Genomic DNA, 19,547 nt, shown 5'->3' on the forward strand with positions numbered 1-19,547 from the left:
AATTGTCGATAACAGTATCTTTAAAAATAGCTAAAATTATAGGAGGCAATTATGGCTCAGCTATCATTCAAAAATATTTATAAGAAATATGATCATGATATGACAATCGTAAAAGATTTTAATCTAGAAGTGAATGATGGAGAATTTATCGTTTTGGTTGGACCTTCAGGATGTGGAAAGTCGACGACATTACGTATGATTGCAGGACTTGAGGAGATTTCTGAGGGAGACTTTTATATTGATGGAAAGCGTGTGAATGATGTTACACCGAAAGATCGAGATATAGCAATGGTTTTTCAAAACTACGCTCTTTATCCACATATGAGTGTTTATGATAATATGGCGTTCGGTTTAAAACTACGAAAATATAGTAAAGCGGAAATTGATCAACGTGTGAAACATGCAGCACAAATCCTTGGTCTTGAGAAATATTTAGACCGAAAGCCAAAAGCACTTTCAGGTGGACAGCGTCAGCGTGTTGCTTTAGGGCGAGCGATTGTTCGGAATGCGAAAGTGTTCTTAATGGACGAGCCGTTGTCAAACTTAGATGCAAAACTACGCGTTCAAATGCGTGCTGAGATTACAAAATTACATCAGCAGTTGCAAACAACAACTGTATATGTCACGCATGATCAAATAGAAGCGATGACGATGGCGACACGCTTAGTTGTGTTAAAGGATGGTATCATCCAACAAGTTGGTACACCTAAAGAAGTCTATGATAAACCAGAGAATGTATTTGTCGGAGGGTTTATTGGATCTCCTGGAATGAACTTTTTTAAAGGAACAGTAACAGAAAGTGCTGTTATGATTGATAAATGGAGCATTGAAGTTCCGGAAGAGAAGATGAAAAGCTTACGAGACAAAGGGTATATTAATAAAGAAATCATCATAGGAATACGCCCAGAAGATTTTTATTATGGAAAAGCAATTTCATCCTTACCTTATGATGCAAAAGTAACGGTAACGATTGATGTAGCAGAATTAATGGGATCAGAAACCTATCTTTATTCTAATATCAATGGTCAATCCTTTGTTGCGCGTGTTAACTCCTCAGTTGATGTGCATAGTCAACATGAGATGGATCTAGCTTTAAATATGGACAAAGTTCATTATTTTGATTCTGAAACTGAAAAACGAATTGTTCTATAGACTATTCGATTATTAAGTCAGCGATACTTTGATGGAATGAATTTCATTGGGCTTATCCAAAACAGGGATAGGCCTTTTTTGTTGGACTTTTTCACCAGGTTTGTTTTATCCCGCTATTTGCGGGCTGTAATATTCCCACCTCAAAATTTAAGAAAATGCGAAGAAGTTTAGGTGGGAGATAAACAGCCCATAAAAGCCCAATTGGTGAGGGCTAACAATCAGTGGAGGATGGAGAAACTCCCCACTGATTGAAGTTTCACTTTATCCCGCTATTTGCTGGCGGTAAGACCTCCACTGATTTTATATAAATACAAGTTGAAAAAATGACATGAAATCCATTTCTGTTAGGTGGATGAGAGCATCTAACATGCCTAGAAACGGACAGAGCCTTTTCCTGCATCATGCCATGTTAAAACAGAGAGAGAAAACGAGTGCAGGCCACGTTCTCTTCGTTGTGATAGTGTCTTATATACTTGGAAAACAAAATGGATGTATATAAAAAGAATATATTTCTAAAATATTACAGGGGATAAAAGATGTATATGTATACGCTCTTTGTTAATTTCTCGCATTGTTATATTATTGTCAAATAATAAATGATGAATGTGTAGTTTCCATGGTTATAATAAGAATAGATAGTAAAAAATATAAAACAACCTTGTGAAGTAAAGTTCTCTATATTTACACTATTCTAAATATAAAAACTTTTAAAATTTGGTATGTTAGCGTTTTCATAATTTAGAAATTATGCTAGAATAAGGACATAAGTTATTAATTATTATAAAAAGAAAAAAGAATTCCTTTTTTCTGTTAATTATAAGGGGGCATTTCATTATGCGTATTGGGGTACCAACAGAAATCAAAAACAACGAAAACCGTGTGGCAATGACACCAGCTGGTGTTGTGCATTTAGTTCGTAACAATCATGAAGTATTCATTCAAAAGGGTGCGGGTTTAGGATCTGGCTTTACAGATGCTGAGTATATTGAAGCAGGTGCGAAAATCGTTGACACAGCTGAAGAAGCTTGGAACATGGATATGGTAATGAAAGTTAAGGAACCAATTGAAAGCGAATACAAGCACTTCAGCGAAGGTTTAATCTTATTCACATACTTACACTTAGCTCCAGAACCAGAATTAACAAAAGCTTTAATTGAAAAGAAAGTTGTAGCTATCGCTTACGAAACCGTACAATTAGAAAATCGTTCTTTACCATTACTTGCACCTATGAGTGAAGTAGCTGGTCGTATGGCAGCACAAATTGGTGCGCAATTCCTTGAGAAAAACAAAGGCGGTAAAGGTATCTTACTTGCAGGTGTTCCAGGGGTAAAACGCGGTAAAGTAACAATCATCGGTGGTGGACAAGCTGGTACAAATGCTGCTAAAATTGCAGTTGGACTAGGTGCGGATGTTACAATCATCGACTTAAGTGCAGAACGTCTTCGTCAATTAGATGACATTTTCGGTAACCAAGTGAAAACTTTAATGTCTAATCCATACAATATTGCAGAAGCTGTAAAAGAGTCTGATCTTGTAATCGGTGCGGTATTAATTCCAGGTGCAAAAGCGCCAAAACTTGTAACAGAAGAAATGATTCAATCAATGGAACCAGGTTCTGTTGTAGTAGATATCGCAATTGACCAAGGTGGTATTTTCGAAACAACTGACCGCATTACAACTCATGATAACCCAACTTACGAAAAACACGGTGTTGTTCATTATGCAGTTGCAAACATGCCAGGTGCGGTTCCACGTACATCAACTCTTGCATTAACAAACGTAACAGTGCCATATGCAGTACAAATTGCAAACAAAGGCTACAAAGAAGCTTGCCTAAGCAACTCTGCATTATTAAAAGGTATTAATACATTAGATGGCTATGTAACATTCGAAGCAGTTGCAGAAGCTCACGGTGTAGAATACAAAGGTGCAAAAGAATTATTAGAAGCAGAAACGGTATCTTGCTAATTGAAGCATAATACAAACTAAAAATCGAACAATATCTAATACAACATGATAAGAGCTAAGAGAGAAGACCTCTTAGCTCTTCTTAGTAAAAGGGGGCATACATCGTGGCCAACCTATTTAAAAAGAAATCCGTTACGCAATTGTTAGGGGAAAGTAAAAGTAAGACTTTGTCTAAAACTTTAGGGGCATTCGACCTAACAATGCTAGGAATTGGTGCGATAATCGGTACAGGAGTTCTAGTATTAACTGGATTAGTAGCAGCGAGAGATGCTGGTCCAGCAGTTATTTTTTCATTTATGATTGCAGCAATTGTTTGTGGATTTGCAGCATTATGTTATGCCGAAGTTGCTTCTACACTTCCTGTTTCAGGTAGTGTATACACATACTCTTATGCAACAATCGGTGAGTTTGTAGCCCATTTAATGGGATGGACATTATTATCAGTATACGTTGTAACAACAGCAGCAGTAGCTGGTGGATGGACAGGTTATTTCAATAACTTGGTAAGTGGATTTGGATTAGAAATTCCAAAAGAGCTGTTAACGATTCCATCTCAAGGTGGTATTGTGAATTTACCAGCAGTAATTATCACGCTCGTATTAACATGGTTGTTATCACGTGGTACAAAAGAGAGTAAGCGTGTCAATAACGCAATGGTATTAATTAAAATTGTTATTGTTGTCTTATTTATTGCAGTTGGTGTATTCTACGTAAAACCAGAAAACTGGGTGCCGTTCGCACCGTACGGTTTAAGTGGAGTCTTTGCTGGAGGAGCAGCAGTATTCTTTGCTTTCCTAGGTTTTGATGCATTAGCAACTTCAGCAGAAGAAGTAAAAAACCCACAGCGTGATCTTCCGATTGGTATCATTGCTTCGTTAGTTATTTGTACGATCATTTACGTTGCAGTTTGTCTTGTTATGACTGGTATGGTTTCTTATAAAGAATTAGATGTACCAGAAGCGATGGCTTATGTACTAGAAGTTGTCGGACAAGATAAAGTAGCTGGTGTAATTGCTATTGGAGCTGTAATTGGTATTATGGCTGTAATTTTTGCTTATATTTACGCAACAACACGTGTATTCTTTGCAATGAGTCGTGACGGTTTATTGCCAAAATCTTTTGCGAAAATTAATCAAAAGACAGAAGCACCAACATTTTCAACTTGGTTAACAGGGATTGGTAGTGCTTTAATTGCCGGATTTATCGATTTAAAAGAATTGTCAAATTTAGCGAATATTGGAGCGTTATTAACATTTGCAATGGTTGGTGTAACTGTTATCATTCTTCGTAAAACACATCCGAAGTTACAGCGTGGATTTATGGTACCACTTGTACCAACTTTACCGATTATTTCAATCGTATGCTGTCTATTCTTAATGGTAAACTTACCACTAACGACATGGATATACTTCGGTGCTTGGTTAGCAATTGGAGTAGTCGTATACTTTGTTTATTCGAAAAAGCATAGTCATCTAAAAGAAGATGAAAGTTCGCAAGATAGCTTAGAAGAAGCTAATTAAAGGGATATAATAAATTGTAAGCCTTGTGCGTTTAGGGAGCGCGCAAGGCTTTTTCTTTTGATAAAAGGATGTACGAAAGGATGGAAACTTTCGTACATCCTTTTTGTATGAAGAAGATAGCGGATGCAGAGAATAAGTGATGTGTTTTGAAATGTGAACGAAATGTTCGGAAAATTCATTGCGGATTTTATTGACACATATGAATAGACGCTCATATAATAAAGGTATAAGATATATGAATGATTGTTCATATGTTCAAATAAAGAGGTGAGCTATAATGGCTGAAAATAAAGTGGAAGCATGTCAAGAATCATGTTCTCAAACAATTATCCATGAAGAAGTTGTGGATCAAGTAAAACAAACAATTCCAAATGATGAAAGTTTAAGTAAAGTAGCGGAGTTATTTAAGGTATTAGGTGATCGGACGCGTACACGTATTTTACACGCTCTATTCGAAGCGGAAATGTGCGTATGCGATTTAGCTTATTTACTCGGTATGACACAATCCTCTATTTCTCATCAACTTCGTGTATTAAAGCAAGCGAAACTTGTGAAAAACCGTAAAGAGGGAAAAGTCGTTTATTATTCATTGGCGGACCATCACGTAATCGGTATTTTTGAGCAAGCATTCGAACACGTAAACGAGGAAGAATAGAAAAGCACAAGGAGGGAGAAAGATGGCGGAAGCACTAGTGAAACGAAAACTTGTGTTAGAAGGATTGGATTGTGCGAATTGTGCGATGAAAATTGAAAGAGGCGTTAGCGGGTTAGAAGGTGTGTCCTCTTGTTCTGTGAATTTTGCAACAAAGACAATGGTTTTAGAAACAGAGAAAAATCGAGAAAATAAAGTTGTTACTGAAGTGAAACAACTTGTCACAAAACTAGAACCGCATATTAAAGTACAGGAAGAACAAAAAACAAAAACTGCAAAAGAAGTATTTCTATTAGAAGGATTAGATTGCGCAAATTGTGCAATGAAGATTGAAACAAAGGTAAAGGAATTTCCTTCTGTCTCAAACGCGACTGTTGATTTTGTATCGAAGAAATTAAAAATAGAAGTGGCAAATAAAAAAGAGCTTGAAACGACGGTGCAAGATATAAAAAATATTGTTCAAAAGTTAGAACCAGATGTAAAAGTTGTCCGTGAAGAAAAAGCGGGACATGATCATGGCCATAGCCACGATTATGGTGAAGGAAATGTGAAGAAAATGATATGGCGCTTAGCGATTGGCGGTGTCTTAACGGGAATTGCTGCACTTGCAGGATTACCACAAATGATGACTATTTCACTTTTCGTTATCGCATATTTACTAATTGGTGGAGAAATTGTTTGGCGAGCTGTGAGAAATATAACACGCGGTCAAGTATTTGATGAAAACTTTTTAATGGCGATTGCTACACTTGGAGCATTTGCAATCGGACAATATTCAGAAGCGGTTGCTGTTATGCTCTTTTACCAAGTAGGTGAGTTATTCCAAAGTATCGCTGTAAATCGTTCTCGAAAATCAATTACCTCGTTAATGGATATCCGTCCTGATTATGCGAACGTGAAAGTTGGAAACGAAACAAAACAAGTTTCACCAGAAGAAGTAAAAATCGGTGATTATATTATTGTGAAACCGGGTGAGAAAGTACCATTAGATGGGAAAGTAATTGAAGGAACGTCAATGGTAGACACGTCAGCATTAACGGGTGAATCTGTACCTCGTGAAGTAGAAATTGGGAATGATGTATTAAGTGGTTTTGTGAACCAAAATGGTGTGTTAACAATTGAAGTAACGAAAGAGTTTGGTGAATCAACTGTATCTAAAATTTTAGATTTAGTCCAAAATGCAAGTAGCCGAAAAGCGCCAACAGAAAACTTTATTACAAAATTTGCTCGTTACTACACTCCGGTTGTTGTTATTACAGCGGCAGTATTAGCGTTTATTCCACCTTTTATTCTAGAAGGTGCTACATTCTCAGAGTGGATTTATCGAGCTTTAGTATTCCTTGTTATTTCTTGTCCTTGTGCATTAGTCGTATCCATTCCGCTTGGATTTTTTGGTGGTATAGGTGGAGCATCTAAGAGTGGTATCTTGATCAAAGGAAGTAATTATTTAGAAGCGCTAAATGATGTGAAACATATCGTCTTTGATAAAACAGGAACATTAACAAAAGGTGTCTTCAAAGTAACAAAGATGGAGCCAAATGGAACAACGACAAAAGAAGAGCTTCTAGAGTATGCAGCATTTGCAGAAGTATATTCAAATCATCCAATCGCACAATCTATCCGAAGCGCATATGGAAAAGCAATTGATGAAAATATCATTGAAGATTACAGTGAAATTTCTGGTCATGGTACAGTTGTAAAAGTACAAGGGAAAGAAATTTTCGCAGGTAATGCAAAATTAATGAAAAAAGAAAATATTGCATTCCAGCAGCCGCAAACAGTAGGGACACTTGTTCATGTTGCTGTAGATGGTGCGTATGCAGGATATATCGTTATTTCAGATGAAGTGAAAGAGGATTCAAAACAAGCGATTCAAAAATTAAAAGAACTTGGTATTAAGAAAACAGTTATGCTAACAGGTGATGCAAAGTTAGTTGGAGAAGCTGTTGGTAAAGAGCTTGGTTTAGATGAAGTTCATGCTGAATTATTGCCGCAGCAAAAAGTAGAAGAAATCGAAAAAATTGATGCTGCAAAACAAGCAAAAGAAAAAGTTGCATTCGTTGGTGATGGTATTAATGATACACCGGTATTAGCAAGAGCAGATGTTGGGATTGCGATGGGCGGTTTAGGGTCTGATGCAGCGATTGAAGCAGCAGATATCGTAATCATGACAGATGAACCTTCTAAAATTGCAACGGCTGTTAAAATTGCCAAACGTACACGCAATATTGTATGGCAGAATATTATCTTTGCACTTGGTGTAAAAGGACTTGTCTTATTACTTGGTGCATTTGGAATTGCAACAATGTGGGAAGCGGTGTTCTCAGATGTAGGTGTTACATTAATCGCGGTATTGAATGCAATGCGTGTATTACGAGTGAAAGACTTGTAAAAAAACTATACTAAGCCTTTTTATCAGAAAAATAAACGCGTTATCTTATGATTAATAAAGCTTTGGAAACTTGTTTTATCCCGCATGACTTGCTCGTAACAGCCCGATTGGTGAGAGTTAATGATCAGTGGGGGATGAAGAAAACCCTCACTGATTAAAGTTTCGCTTTATTGGAAGTTCACGCGACATGTCCAAACCATATGGTTTTGTTTAGCATATGCTATATGAGATATATATGTATAGTTTGCCTTATACGTACAAACATTTCCACTCTACATGGTATCAATATTCGAACAAGCTTCCAATCTTGGGGGCATTAGAACCTTTCTCATTTACGAGAAAGGTTTTTTTACTTGGTATAAAAATCAACACGACTCGAACTGTACTACTAATAAAAGACTCTAACATATTAGTCATATATAATATGTTAGAGTCTTTTATTTTTTTACATTTTTAAAATTAGATCTTGATAACAATTGTTTCTCTTTTTATTTTTGAATATTATTTGAAACTTGATTCCGCACAGTTTGAATATAATTCATTTTATGATCCCAGCATTCTTGGCTTAAATCGACTGGGTATTCTTCAGGATTAAGAGTTCGTTTATATTCTTCCCAGAATACATTTAAACTATCATGTGCATACCGCTGGATATTTTGTATTTCAGGCAGTTTATATGTACGTTTACCTTTTACAAAAATATTATGATGTAGTTCTTTTGCTTCAAAATTTGTGACAAATTTACTGATGTATGTATGGACAGGATGGAACATTTTCAAACGTTCCTCTTGCTCTGGCACTTCAGTTTCTAGCGCAATATAATCCCCTTCGGAGTGTCCGTTGACGCGATTAATAATGCGATATACGCGTTTTAACCCAGGTGTTGTAATCTTTTCAGGATTGGAAGAAATTTTGATTGTATCGTTTAGCGTCTCATTCTCATCTTCAATCGCAACTAATTTATAAACAGCACCTAATGCAGGTTGTTCAAAGGAAGTGATGAGCTTTGTTCCAACGCCCCATACATCAATTTTTGCTCCTTGGGATTTTAAATGCATAATTGTATATTCATCTAAATCGCTAGAAGCGATAATTTTTGTATTGGTAAATCCAGCTGCGTCAAGTAGTTTTCGTGCCTCTTTTGATAAATAAGCCATATCACCGCTATCAAGACGAATACCATAAAAATCAATGCGGTCGCCGAATTCTTTAGCAACGCGAATCGCATTTGGTACACCGGATTTTAACGTATCATATGTATCAACGAGAAAAACACATTTCTTATGCGTTTCGGCGTATTTTTTAAATGCAACATATTCATCACGATAAGCTTGGACAAAGGAATGAGCATGCGTCCCAGCAACAGGAATACCAAATCGTTTTCCAGCACGGACGTTGCTAGTAGAAGAAAAACCACCAATAAAGGCTGCGCGTGTACCCCAAAGGGCAGCGTCGAATTCGTGAGCACGACGAGTGCCAAATTCTAATAGTTCATCATTGTCTGCTGCATGTTTCATACGAGCGGCTTTTGTAGCGATTAATGTTTGGTAATTCACAATGTTTAACAAAGCAGTTTCGATAATTTGAGCTTCACCAAGAGGGGCGTCAACACGCAATAATGGTTCGTTATTAAAAACAACCTCTCCTTCTTGCATACTGCGAATTGTTCCCGTAAACTTCATGCTTTGCAAATAATGCAGAAATTCCTCCTCAAACTCCAGTTCTTTTAAATAAGCGATATCACTATCAGTAAAACGAAAATCCTCTATATATTCAATGATTTTCTCAAGGCCAGCAAAAATGGCATAACCATTTTTAAAAGGGAGCTTCCGGAAGTATAAATCAAAAACAGAGCGGCGCTTATGAATACCGTCTTTCCAATATGTATAAGCCATGTTGATTTGATATAAATCTGTATGTAAGGTGTAACTATCGTCTTTATAATGATTCATTGCGAAAAACACCTCCGTAATTTTGTTATAGTATAACAATTTTTACTAGTTTATGCCAAATGAGAAGATCTTAATAAAAAGAAAGTGTTCTCTCATTTGTTATATTAGAAAGATAAATAATGATTACTGAACGGATAAAATTTAAAGATAAAGTAGTTCAAAAGTCTTTTCTAACATAAAAATTAACTGTTGAAAGCAGGATGAAAATAGTAAATGAAAAATTCTTTAGAAAATTTACATTTATTAATTTATATTTTCCTGATTTTTATGTATTATTAAAGTAGTGAGGGTAAATGAGAATGGAGGAGGGCAATGCAACAAACACTAGAGAAAATTGGCAAACAAGTTTTTTATAAGCGATTACAGCAAAAAATGACACAAGAAGAATTATGTCAGGGCATTTGTTCCGTCTCATATTTAAGTAAGATTGAAAATGGAAAGATAGAAGCATCGGAAGAAATTTTGCAGTTGCTCTGTGCGAGGCTAGAGATTGCTGTTTCAGATTTGAGAGATGTAGAAGAAGAAGTGAAAGCGAAGTTAGATGAATGGTTAAATGCGTTGGTTCATTTGGACAAGCAACAGGTAGAACGTATATACAATGAGTTGCAAGCTGAAATGAAGCATGTTTTAGATTTTGAAATTATAAATTATTATAATTTGTTATACACGCGTTATTTAATTATGAAAAGAGATCTTCCTGCGCTTGAAGAAGAACTAGAGAAATTAAAGAAGATGTATAAGAAGTATTCTCCGTTTCAGAAGTTGCTGTATACGTATAGTAGGGCGTTAATGTATTTCATGAAGCATAGATATAAGGATTCGCTTGAATATTTAACCCAAACAGAGTTAATGGCAAAAGAACAAGGATATTATGAGACTGGAATTTATTATAATTTAGCACTTGTATATCGTCATTTAGAAATTGAACATATGGCATTATATTTTGCTAATGTGGCATTAGAAGGATTTCGTAATGAATATAAATTCCGAAACGTAATAAATTGTCAGCTTCTCATTGCTTTTAGCTATATACGTAAAAAACAGTATAGTGAAGCTATGAAGATTTATAATAATATTTTAAGAGAAGCAAATTCTTTTGCTGATAAAGAGACAATTATAGCAATTGTTTTAAATAATATAGGACTTCTGCATTATTGCCAACATAATTACGCTGAGGCAAAAGAATATTATTTAAAAGGTTTACAGTACAAAAAGGAAGAAGATTTAAATTATATTGACGCTATATATGAGATTTCTCTACAGTGTGTTCAATTGGAAGAGTTTGAAGAAGCTAGAGATTGGATTGAAAAAGGCATTAGAGTTGCAATAAAAGATGAAAAATATAAAAGTAAGTTGCACTTATTATTGATTCTTAAATATAAATACTTTGAAAAAAAAGATGCATATAAGAGGTTTTTAGAGACGGAAGCGGTACCGTTCTTTAAGACTGAAGAAAATGTAAAACATTTGAAAAAAGTCTACTTAGAACTAGCGGAATACTTTGAAGGGTTATTAGAATTTCAAGAAAGCAATCGTTATTATAAATTAGCGCTTGCTCTATCAGAAGAAGGAGGATATTAATATGAAAAAACGAATTATTAGTGCATTTGCAGTTATGGGAATTTTGGCGGCAGTATTTGGGCCTCAATATGGTTCAGTACCAGATATGTATGGTCAAGAAAAGAACACAGCAGAAACAGTAAACGTATAAGAAATACCAAGAAAGGCCCTTTCCAAAACGGAAAGGGCCTTTCTCAATATTTGTTCTCCAAAATTCTACAAAACTTGAGAAATGAATTATTTGAATTTTTAGTATATTAATAGTGGAAATCTAATGCTAATATAAAACTACTCTTTTTCAAAAAAAATTTTTATTAGGGGGAAGGTTATATGAAAAAGAAGAGTTTAGCATTTGTATTAGCGGCAGGAATGGCAGTTACAACGCTTGGAGGGACAAGTTCTGTATTTGCAGATTCTAAGAATGTACTCTCTACGAAAAAGTACAATGAAGCAGTACAGTCACCTGAATTTATATCTGGTGATTTAACGGGAGCAACTGGAAAGAAAGCAGAATCTGTTGTATTTGATTATTTAAATGCAGCAAAAGGAGAGTATAAGTTAGGGGAAAAGAGTGCAGAAGATTCATTCAAAGTGAAACAAGTGAAAAAAGATTCTGTAACGAATGCAACAGTGGTACGTATGCAACAAATGTATGAAGGTACACCGGTATGGGGGTCTACTCAACTTGCTCATGTTAGTAAAGACGGTTCACTGAAAGTATTATCTGGAACAGTTGTACCTGATCTAGACAAAAAAGAAAAGTTAAAAAATAAAAATAAGATTGAAGGTAAAAAAGCAATTGAAATTGCACAGCAAGATCTAGGATTAACACCAAAGTATGAGGTAGAGCCATCAGCAGATTTATATGTATATCAAAACGGTGATGACGCAACTTATGCATATGTTGTGAAATTAAACTTTTTAGAGCCAAAACCAGGAAACTATTATTATTTCATTGAAGCAGATAGCGGTAAAGTGTTAAATAAATACAACACAATTGATCACGTAACAGGTGAAGATAAATCACCGCTTAATAAAGAAGCTGTAAAGCAAGAGGGAAAAGCAGTTATAAAACCTGTAACAGGAACAAATAAAGTTGGGACAGGTAAAGGGGTATTAGGAGATACAAAATCTATTAATACGACGTTATCTGGATCTTCTTATTATTTACAAGATAATACGCGGGGAGCGCAGATTTTCACATATGATGCGAAGAACCGGACTACATTACCAGGCACATTATGGGCAGATACAGATAACGTTTTCAATGCAAGCCGTGATGCAGCAGCAGTAGATGCTCATTATTATGCAGGTAAAACATATGATTATTATAAAAACACATTTAACCGTAATTCATTTAATGATGCTGGAGCACCATTAAAATCAACGGTTCATTACAGTAGTGGATATAATAATGCATTCTGGAATGGCTCGCAAATGGTATATGGAGACGGAGATGGTTATACATTTACTGCCTTATCCGGTGGATTAGATGTAATTGGGCATGAATTAACACATGCTGTTACAGAATATAGCTCAAATCTTATTTATCAAAATGAGTCAGGAGCATTAAATGAAGCGATTTCTGATGTTTTTGGTACTTTAGTAGAGTACTATGATAATCGTAATCCGGATTGGGAAGTAGGAGAAGATATTTATACGCCTGGTCAAGCAGGGGATGCCCTTCGTTCTATGAGTAATCCGGCGAAATATGGTGATCCAGATCACTATTCTAAACGTTATACTGGTTCAAGTGATAATGGCGGTGTTCATACGAACAGCGGTATTATTAATAAAGCAGCGTATTTACTAGCAAATGGTGGTACACATTATGGTGTAACAGTGAACGGTATTGGTAAAGATAAAGTAGGAGCAATCTATTATCGTGCAAATACACAATACTTCACTGAATCTACTACATTTAGCCAAGCTCGTGCTGGTTTAGTACAAGCTGCAGCGGATTTATATGGTGCAAGTTCTGCTGAGGTTACAGCGGTGAAACAATCGTATGATGCGGTTGGTGTAAAATAAGATTTCTTCATTATATAAAAAATAAAACAGGGAGCGAATGCTCCCTGTTTTATTTTTTCTTCCACTTTCTCCATAGGTACAATAACCCGATACAACCTGCGATGGTTATAATCCACTTTGCTTCACTTGTTCCATTCATAACGTGATATGCCGAATACACTTCAATAAGTAACGATGGGATTTTTCCTAGTGTACTGGCAATACTGAAAGAGAGTAGGGACATTTTCCCTAAAGCTGCGAATAAAGTAACAATACTTGATGGGATAAAGGGAATGAAACGGAATGATAAAACGAGTAAAAAAGCTTCTTTTCCTTGAACATAAAGGAGCCGTTCGACATTTGGATAATGATTTATCTTGTTTTGTGCGAATTTCTGAAGACCTAATCGATAGAAATAAAAAGAAATAATGGCCCCTAATGCCTCGCCTGCGATCGAAATGATTGTTCCATCTGTTAAACCGAAAAGTTGTATATTGATAGCTGTTAAAAAGATGCTTGGAATAAATCCTGCCAAGCTGATGATGATATTAAATAAAATACTGAGTGGAATCGCTAGCGTGTAATGTTCTGTGAGTACATCACGAATCAGTTCTTGCATATCGTTATAGTCCTTTGTCTTTTTTAGCATTACACCATATTTAATCAATATAGGCAAGCGTAGATTTTTGCTTAAAATGAATGCTTTTATCCCGCATTAACGGGCAGTAACATGCTAACTTCAAAGTGCAGTAAAAATGAGGACATGTAAAAGTTTAATTCGTGGAGAACGGAGAAAATATGGAGTAAATTTACATCTATTGATGAAAATGAACTTTTATACCCTTTATGGGTATATGGTATGTAAAAATTGGGGTATATTTACAACGGATAAATGTTATTAAAATAAGGTTTTTGTTAAATTTATTAAATATACCCCATTCAATAAAAGGTTTATTGCATAGATTGTGGTTCTCAGTCAGAGAAAACGGTTCTGTGATCGGATTGCAATACGAAAAAAATAAGAAAAAGTATGTAGAATTTTAGAATGCTACACGCTTTTTCTTATCTAAAATTGACTTTTGATGAAGTTCCTATAATAATCATGAAAGAGGTGATATGATGAAACGATTATGGAGTATTTTCTTGAGCAGCTTACTTGCGATGATTCTTGTTTTAAGTGGCTGTGCAGAACAAGAGCAGAAAAAAGAAAGTTCGAAAGAAAGCAATTCAACATCAGTAGAAAAAATTAGCGATAACATTTTAGACGAAATGGAAGGGCCACCGAAAAATGGTCATACGATAGAACGCCATGTTGGGAAAAAAGAAGAGGATTTGAAGAAGCGATTGCAGACAGATAAAGTATCAGCAGCAAGTACATACTACGATAAAGAAGTGGCAACAAAAGCTGTTAAAGATAGCTTAAAGCAACATGAGAAGGAAATTGAAAATTGGTTAAAGAATTCTAAAGAGAATCGTCTCGTGTTAAATACGAAACATTCATTTTCTGTTGGGAAAACAGTATTAAAGAAAGATATGAGTGTAAAAGATAAACTGATGAATACAGTCACTGTTTTAGCACGAGATAAGTCAGGAGAATTAGGATTTAAAATCATTACTTCCTATCCATCTGATAAATAAGAAAGGGGGAGTAGCATGTATCCGACATTTCAATATTTCCTAAAAGCATATTGTACGTTAAGTGTACATGAGGAAGAGATTATAGATGTAATGACGGAGTTTTTAGAGCAAGAGGACCAAGAAACGATTGCAAAATTACAACATGAGTTATTACATATACAGAAAGAAAATTCTTGGGAAGACGGTTGTTTATTGGCAGCCAAACAAGGCAGTCGTATATGGTCGTTAGAAGAGACAAGAGAACATATAGAGGCATTTATACGTTTGCTTCAAAACAAAAAGGCGTGAAGGATCACGCCTTTTTGTATACACTTTTTGAAATTTGGCCATTTGAGATGACTTGACCGTTTTGTGTTACTTTTTTATATGTGACAGCTGTAATTTTAGTTTCAGTATTGCTAATTACTTTTGATGAAACTTCTACATTCTTGCCAGTAGGTGTACCGAAAATACGTGTAGTTATACTACTACCATTAGAAAATGCTTGAATGTAAATATGTTTGCCAGTATTATTCTTGAATTTTAAATCTGGACCATAATCTGCTACAGCAGCATCTTGACCCAGTGGTAAATAGTTAACAGGCATAGAATGGTTACTACGAGCAACAACTCCTAAATCAGCGCGTAATGCTGCTCCATATAGAGTACTACTCACTTGGCAAACGCCGCCCCCAGCACTTTGGATCACTTTACCTTGTGAAAATACAGCAGCAGATTTATAACCATGGGCTGCATCGGTAATACCGACGCGTCCATTAAAGCTAAATGTTTCATCGGGTGCCACGATTGCACCGCTTAAAGTATTTGCAGACTTGTTTACATTAAAGGATTGGTTGCCATTTCGACCAGCCATAGGAGTAGAATATTCAGCAATAACCTCTGTAATTCCCATGTTTTGAATATCTTCTGTAGAGCGGTCTGGCTTTATGGAGGCAATCGGGAGCTGAATGTCTTGTGTACCAGTAGTAATTGCTTTTGCTGTTAATTCTTTTAATTTTTCTTTATCAACTTTTTCACCATTTTGGCTTTGACTAATATTTACTGTTGTTCCTGAAATACTTAATTCAGCATTTACAGGTTCTTTTAAAGTTTCGTTATATTTTTCTTTTATAAAGGCTTCATAAGCTGTTGTATTTAACTGTGGTGTTAATTTATATTCACGTTTCAGCTCACCATTTTCAGCTTGTTTTCGCATTTTATAGCGATCAATCAGGTTTCCTTTTTGTTCTTTAAAGATTTTTTCGATAATGTCTTGTTCTTTATATTCAATGCCTAAATCTTTCCACGTATAAGTTTGTGTCTTACCTTGGAATGCATAGTTAAGAGATTTTTTATTGGCCTCATCAATTTTTTGTTGAAGAATTTTTTGGACATCTTTTTTACTTTTACCATCAAGAGAAGTGCCTTCAAATGTAGTATGTGGTAATACATTTGTATCGAGCTGTTTATTTAATTTAGAAACGTATTGATAACCACCAATTCCACCTGCACATAGTAATATTCCACCAGTGACAGCAGAACCAATAAGTAATTTACGTAGCTTCATTTACTTCCCCCCAAAAAGTTAATGTATAAGGTCATATGTATTCGTTTTTTTATATATGAATGATAAAAATAGTATTATGTATGTACTAGTATACTATTATTTTCAATATTGGTGTAATATTTTTATAAAAAACGTTACAATTTTGTAACAATTGTCTCTTTTTGTCATTATTTGCGTAAGAAAATGGAAGTATTTTGTTGAAAATTATAATAAAAAGGCTGCTCAGAAAATCTTAGCAGCCTTTTTATTATAATTTTTTATGTTCTGTTTTATTCGTGACACCGAGATGTTGTTGTAATGTTGTAGTGATGTCTTGTACATTCTTTTCATCAGGAATGTAGTAGTAGATGCCATCAATATATTCATCGGTACCTTTTACTTGAAGTTTATCCATCTTTAAGTCGGAGCCCATTGTGTTCTTCGAAATTGTCATCATGTCATCAAATGTTAAGTTTGTTTTTAAATCATTCTCAACAGCATCTAATAAGCTACCAATTTTATTAATGGAATTTATAGATAACGCTTTTTGAGCAATTGCTTCTAAAACAAGCTGTTGACGCTGACCGCGCATATAATCGCTATCGATATGACGAGTTCTTGCTAAAGCAAGTGCTTCTTCACCATTTAAATGCTGACGCCCTTTTTTTAGATGGATTGCGCCTGCTTCATCTTTACTATTTTGCTCTGTAAATTCAACAGGGACGTCTACATCGATACCACCAAGAGAATCGACAATTTTTATAAAGGATTTAAAGTTAAATTTCACATAGTAGTCAACAGGGACATCTAAAAAGTTCTCAACTGTATCAATTGTACTATCCACGCCTCCAAATACATGGGCATGTGTAATTTTATCTTGTTTATCGCGTGATTTTATATAAACACGCGAGTCACGTGGAATGCTAACAAGCTTTACTGATTTATCATTTTTATTGATTGTGGCAAGTAATAATGCATCTGTACGTGTTGCTTTACCGTAAGATTTTTCGCGAAGATCGCTTTCGTCCACACCCATAATAAGGACAGAAACATTATCGGTCATTGGTTTAACAGCTTTTTCTCGTTTATCGGATTTATCGCCTCTATCTAGTTTAGCATAGGCATTATTTAAAATTGATTTTGCTTTACTATATATGTGGAAAGAGTAGCCCCCACCTCCAAGTGTTACAATGAGCAGTGGAATGAGAATAAACCATAGTAGGCGTCTTTTCTTAAATCGCCTCTTTGAGGTTCTGTTATTGTTTTCTACATCTGAGTTCATTATTTAGTTCTCCTTTAAATCATTCAATTTGTATATTGCTCTATAATGTGTAAATGAGACACATAAGAGATATTGTACGCTACATATACATTGTTGTACATGTATAAAAAATAGATGTCTCAATTATTTATGAGACATCTATTCGTATTGTATATAAAAAGGATGAATAAGAAAAGGATTAAATTTTACCTTCTTATAGCATAATACTTACAATAATTGAGGATAAAATGCTGGCGAGTGTCGCGCCGTACAATAGCTTTAAACCGAAACGAGCAACGACATTTCCTTGTTCTTCATTTAATCCTTTAACGGCACCAGAAATAATTCCGATAGAAGAGAAGTTTGCAAAGGATACAAGAAAAATTGAAATAATGCCTACTGTACGAGGAGAGAGGCTGTTTGCAAGCTTGCTGAGATCCATCATGGCTACAAATTCATTCGTTACAAGCTTTGTAGCCATAATACCTCCAGCTGTGACAATTTCGTTACTTGGCACACCAATAAGAAAAGCGATAGGTGAGAAAATATAACCAAGTAACTGCTGAAATGTAATTCCAAAAATAAGATGGAATAAATCATTAATACAGCTAATTAAGGCGACAAATCCAATCAACATGGCACCGACAACGATAGCAACACGAAACCCATCTAGAATGTATTCTCCAAGCATCTCAAAAAAGTTTTGCTTTTCGCCTTTAATTTCTAAAATGTCTTCTTCTTCTTTAACATCATACGGATTAATAATGAGTACGATAATAAAGCCGCTAAATAAATTTAAGACAAGAGCGGTTACTACATATTTAGGCTCAATCATTGTCATATAAGCACCGACGATGGACATTGATACGGTCGACATGGCGGAGGCGCACATTGTATAGAGGCGATGTTTTGGAATTTGCGCAAGCTGTTTTTTTACGGTAATAAATACTTCGGATTGTCCCACAATGGCAGAAGCAACAGCGTTATAAGATTCTAGCTTACCAAGTCCATTTATTTTACTGAGAAAAAAGCCAATCCAGCGAATACAAAACGGGAGTATCTTGAAATGTTGTAAGATACCAATTAAGACGGAAATGAAGACAATTGGTAAGAGTACATTAATGAAAAACGGCATTTCTCCCTTGTTTGTAATACCACCAAATACAAAGTTTATTCCAGATGCAGCATAGTCCAATAATTTCGTAAATAAATTAGAAATCATAGTTACGAGTATGAGACCAATTTCTGTATTTAATAGTAAATAGGTTAAAATTAACTGTATAATAAGCATAATAAAAATCGGTTTGAATTTGATATGCTTTTTATTGTTACTTGCAATGAAGGCAAGAAAGAAAACAACAGCAAGACCGAGAAAAAAAGTAACAAACTTCATAATAAGCCTCCTTGTGAGATGTTCTGTTACATAGGTTTTTCATTTCGAAGGAGAATATGCATGTTTGGTAAAGAAAGGAATGAAGTAGAGCGTGAATATATCTAAAGTGCATCATATTGCCATCATTTGTTCTAACTATAAAATATCTAAAGAATTTTATACAAAGATTTTAGGATTTGAAGTAGTAAATGAGCTATACAGGGAAGAAAGAAATTCTTATAAATTAGATTTGCGTGTAGGGAAACAATATCAGATTGAGTTATTTTCATTTCCAAATCCACCAAAGCGCCAAAGTTTCCCTGAAGCAGCTGGTCTGAGACATTTAGCATTTGCTGTTACGGATATACAAGAGGCAGTTAGACATTTGAATCAATGCGGAGTAGATACGGAACCAATACGTGTTGATGAAATAACAGGAAGACGATTTGTGTTTTTCCAAGATCCGGATTGTTTACCATTAGAATTATATGAGGATTGAAAATTGGGGAATTTTATATAGGTTTGCTTTTTGACAAATGAAGAAA

At 35.1% G+C, this 19,547-nt stretch carries 16 protein-coding genes; 11 read left to right on the forward strand and 5 right to left on the reverse strand.

The genetic code is table 11. The features are described from left to right. The first annotated feature begins 51 nt into the window (after positions 1-51). From LOK41_RS15565 to LOK41_RS15585, 5 genes are all read left to right on the forward strand, one after another. Positions 52-1,152, forward strand: coding sequence for an ABC transporter ATP-binding protein (locus LOK41_RS15565; protein WP_174100339.1), 1,101 nt, complete (start codon positions 52-54; stop codon positions 1,150-1,152). Between the two features lie 834 nt (positions 1,153-1,986). Then, positions 1,987-3,120, forward strand: a complete 1,134-nt coding sequence (gene ald, locus LOK41_RS15570; RefSeq protein WP_241817326.1) for an alanine dehydrogenase — start codon at positions 1,987-1,989, stop codon at positions 3,118-3,120. Positions 3,121-3,224: 104 nt separating this feature from the next. Further along, on the forward strand, positions 3,225-4,640 hold the full coding sequence (locus LOK41_RS15575) for an amino acid permease (protein ID WP_174100337.1): 1,416 nt from the start codon (positions 3,225-3,227) through the stop codon (positions 4,638-4,640). A gap of 277 nt (positions 4,641-4,917) precedes the next feature. Then, on the forward strand, positions 4,918-5,295 hold the full coding sequence (locus LOK41_RS15580) for an ArsR/SmtB family transcription factor (RefSeq protein WP_174100336.1): 378 nt from the start codon (positions 4,918-4,920) through the stop codon (positions 5,293-5,295). Positions 5,296-5,317: 22 nt separating this feature from the next. Further along, positions 5,318-7,684, forward strand: coding sequence for a heavy metal translocating P-type ATPase (locus tag LOK41_RS15585; protein ID WP_241817327.1), 2,367 nt, complete (start codon positions 5,318-5,320; stop codon positions 7,682-7,684). A 488-nt stretch (positions 7,685-8,172) separates the two neighbouring features. Here LOK41_RS15585 and LOK41_RS15590 read toward each other — a convergent pair whose 3' ends face one another. Then, positions 8,173-9,636: a nicotinate phosphoribosyltransferase gene (locus tag LOK41_RS15590; protein ID WP_241817328.1), complete on the reverse strand. Its 1,464-nt coding sequence runs from the start codon at positions 9,634-9,636 to the stop codon at positions 8,173-8,175. Positions 9,637-9,948: 312 nt separating this feature from the next. Here LOK41_RS15590 and LOK41_RS15595 point away from each other — a divergent pair, with 312 nt between their 5' ends. From LOK41_RS15595 to LOK41_RS15605, 3 genes are all read left to right on the forward strand, one after another. Continuing rightward, on the forward strand, positions 9,949-11,217 hold the full coding sequence (locus LOK41_RS15595; protein ID WP_241817329.1) for a tetratricopeptide repeat protein: 1,269 nt from the start codon (positions 9,949-9,951) through the stop codon (positions 11,215-11,217). Position 11,218: 1 nt separating this feature from the next. Beyond that, positions 11,219-11,347: an NprX family peptide pheromone gene (locus tag LOK41_RS15600; protein ID WP_241817330.1), complete on the forward strand. Its 129-nt coding sequence runs from the start codon at positions 11,219-11,221 to the stop codon at positions 11,345-11,347. A 179-nt stretch (positions 11,348-11,526) separates the two neighbouring features. After that, the gene (locus LOK41_RS15605) at positions 11,527-13,227 is read left to right on the forward strand and encodes a M4 family metallopeptidase (RefSeq protein WP_241817331.1); all 1,701 of its coding nucleotides are present in this window, start codon (positions 11,527-11,529) and stop codon (positions 13,225-13,227) included. A 49-nt stretch (positions 13,228-13,276) separates the two neighbouring features. Here the strand turns inward: LOK41_RS15605 and LOK41_RS15610 are convergent, their stop codons facing one another. Further along, positions 13,277-13,825: a TVP38/TMEM64 family protein gene (locus LOK41_RS15610; protein ID WP_241817371.1), complete on the reverse strand. Its 549-nt coding sequence runs from the start codon at positions 13,823-13,825 to the stop codon at positions 13,277-13,279. Between the two features lie 500 nt (positions 13,826-14,325). On the opposite strand from LOK41_RS15610, the gene LOK41_RS15615 reads away from it, so the two are divergent. Together LOK41_RS15615 and LOK41_RS15620 are read left to right on the forward strand one after the other, a co-directional pair. After that, on the forward strand, positions 14,326-14,844 hold the full coding sequence (locus tag LOK41_RS15615) for an RNase A-like domain-containing lipoprotein (RefSeq protein WP_241817332.1): 519 nt from the start codon (positions 14,326-14,328) through the stop codon (positions 14,842-14,844). Between the two features lie 15 nt (positions 14,845-14,859). Continuing rightward, positions 14,860-15,132, forward strand: coding sequence for a hypothetical protein (locus tag LOK41_RS15620; protein ID WP_241817333.1), 273 nt, complete (start codon positions 14,860-14,862; stop codon positions 15,130-15,132). A gap of 4 nt (positions 15,133-15,136) precedes the next feature. On the opposite strand, the gene LOK41_RS15625 is transcribed toward LOK41_RS15620, so the two are convergent. The 3 genes from LOK41_RS15625 to LOK41_RS15635 form a co-directional block, all read right to left on the reverse strand. After that, the gene (locus tag LOK41_RS15625; RefSeq protein ID WP_241817334.1) at positions 15,137-16,390 is read right to left on the reverse strand and encodes a VanW family protein; all 1,254 of its coding nucleotides are present in this window, start codon (positions 16,388-16,390) and stop codon (positions 15,137-15,139) included. A 247-nt stretch (positions 16,391-16,637) separates the two neighbouring features. Then, positions 16,638-17,654, reverse strand: coding sequence for an LCP family glycopolymer transferase (locus tag LOK41_RS15630; protein WP_174100375.1), 1,017 nt, complete (start codon positions 17,652-17,654; stop codon positions 16,638-16,640). A gap of 190 nt (positions 17,655-17,844) precedes the next feature. After that, a complete protein-coding gene (locus tag LOK41_RS15635) occupies positions 17,845-19,023 on the reverse strand; it encodes a NupC/NupG family nucleoside CNT transporter (protein WP_241817335.1) in 1,179 nt (392 codons plus the stop codon). Positions 19,024-19,114: 91 nt separating this feature from the next. On the opposite strand from LOK41_RS15635, the gene gloA2 reads away from it, so the two are divergent. After that, positions 19,115-19,501, forward strand: coding sequence for an SMU1112c/YaeR family gloxylase I-like metalloprotein (gloA2, locus tag LOK41_RS15640; protein WP_241817336.1), 387 nt, complete (start codon positions 19,115-19,117; stop codon positions 19,499-19,501). Positions 19,502-19,547 lie beyond the last annotated feature (46 nt).

Origin of the sequence: Bacillus sp. TL12, assembly GCF_022625245.1 — a bacterium.
Classification (GTDB): Bacteria; Bacillota; Bacilli; order Bacillales; family Bacillaceae_G; genus Bacillus_A.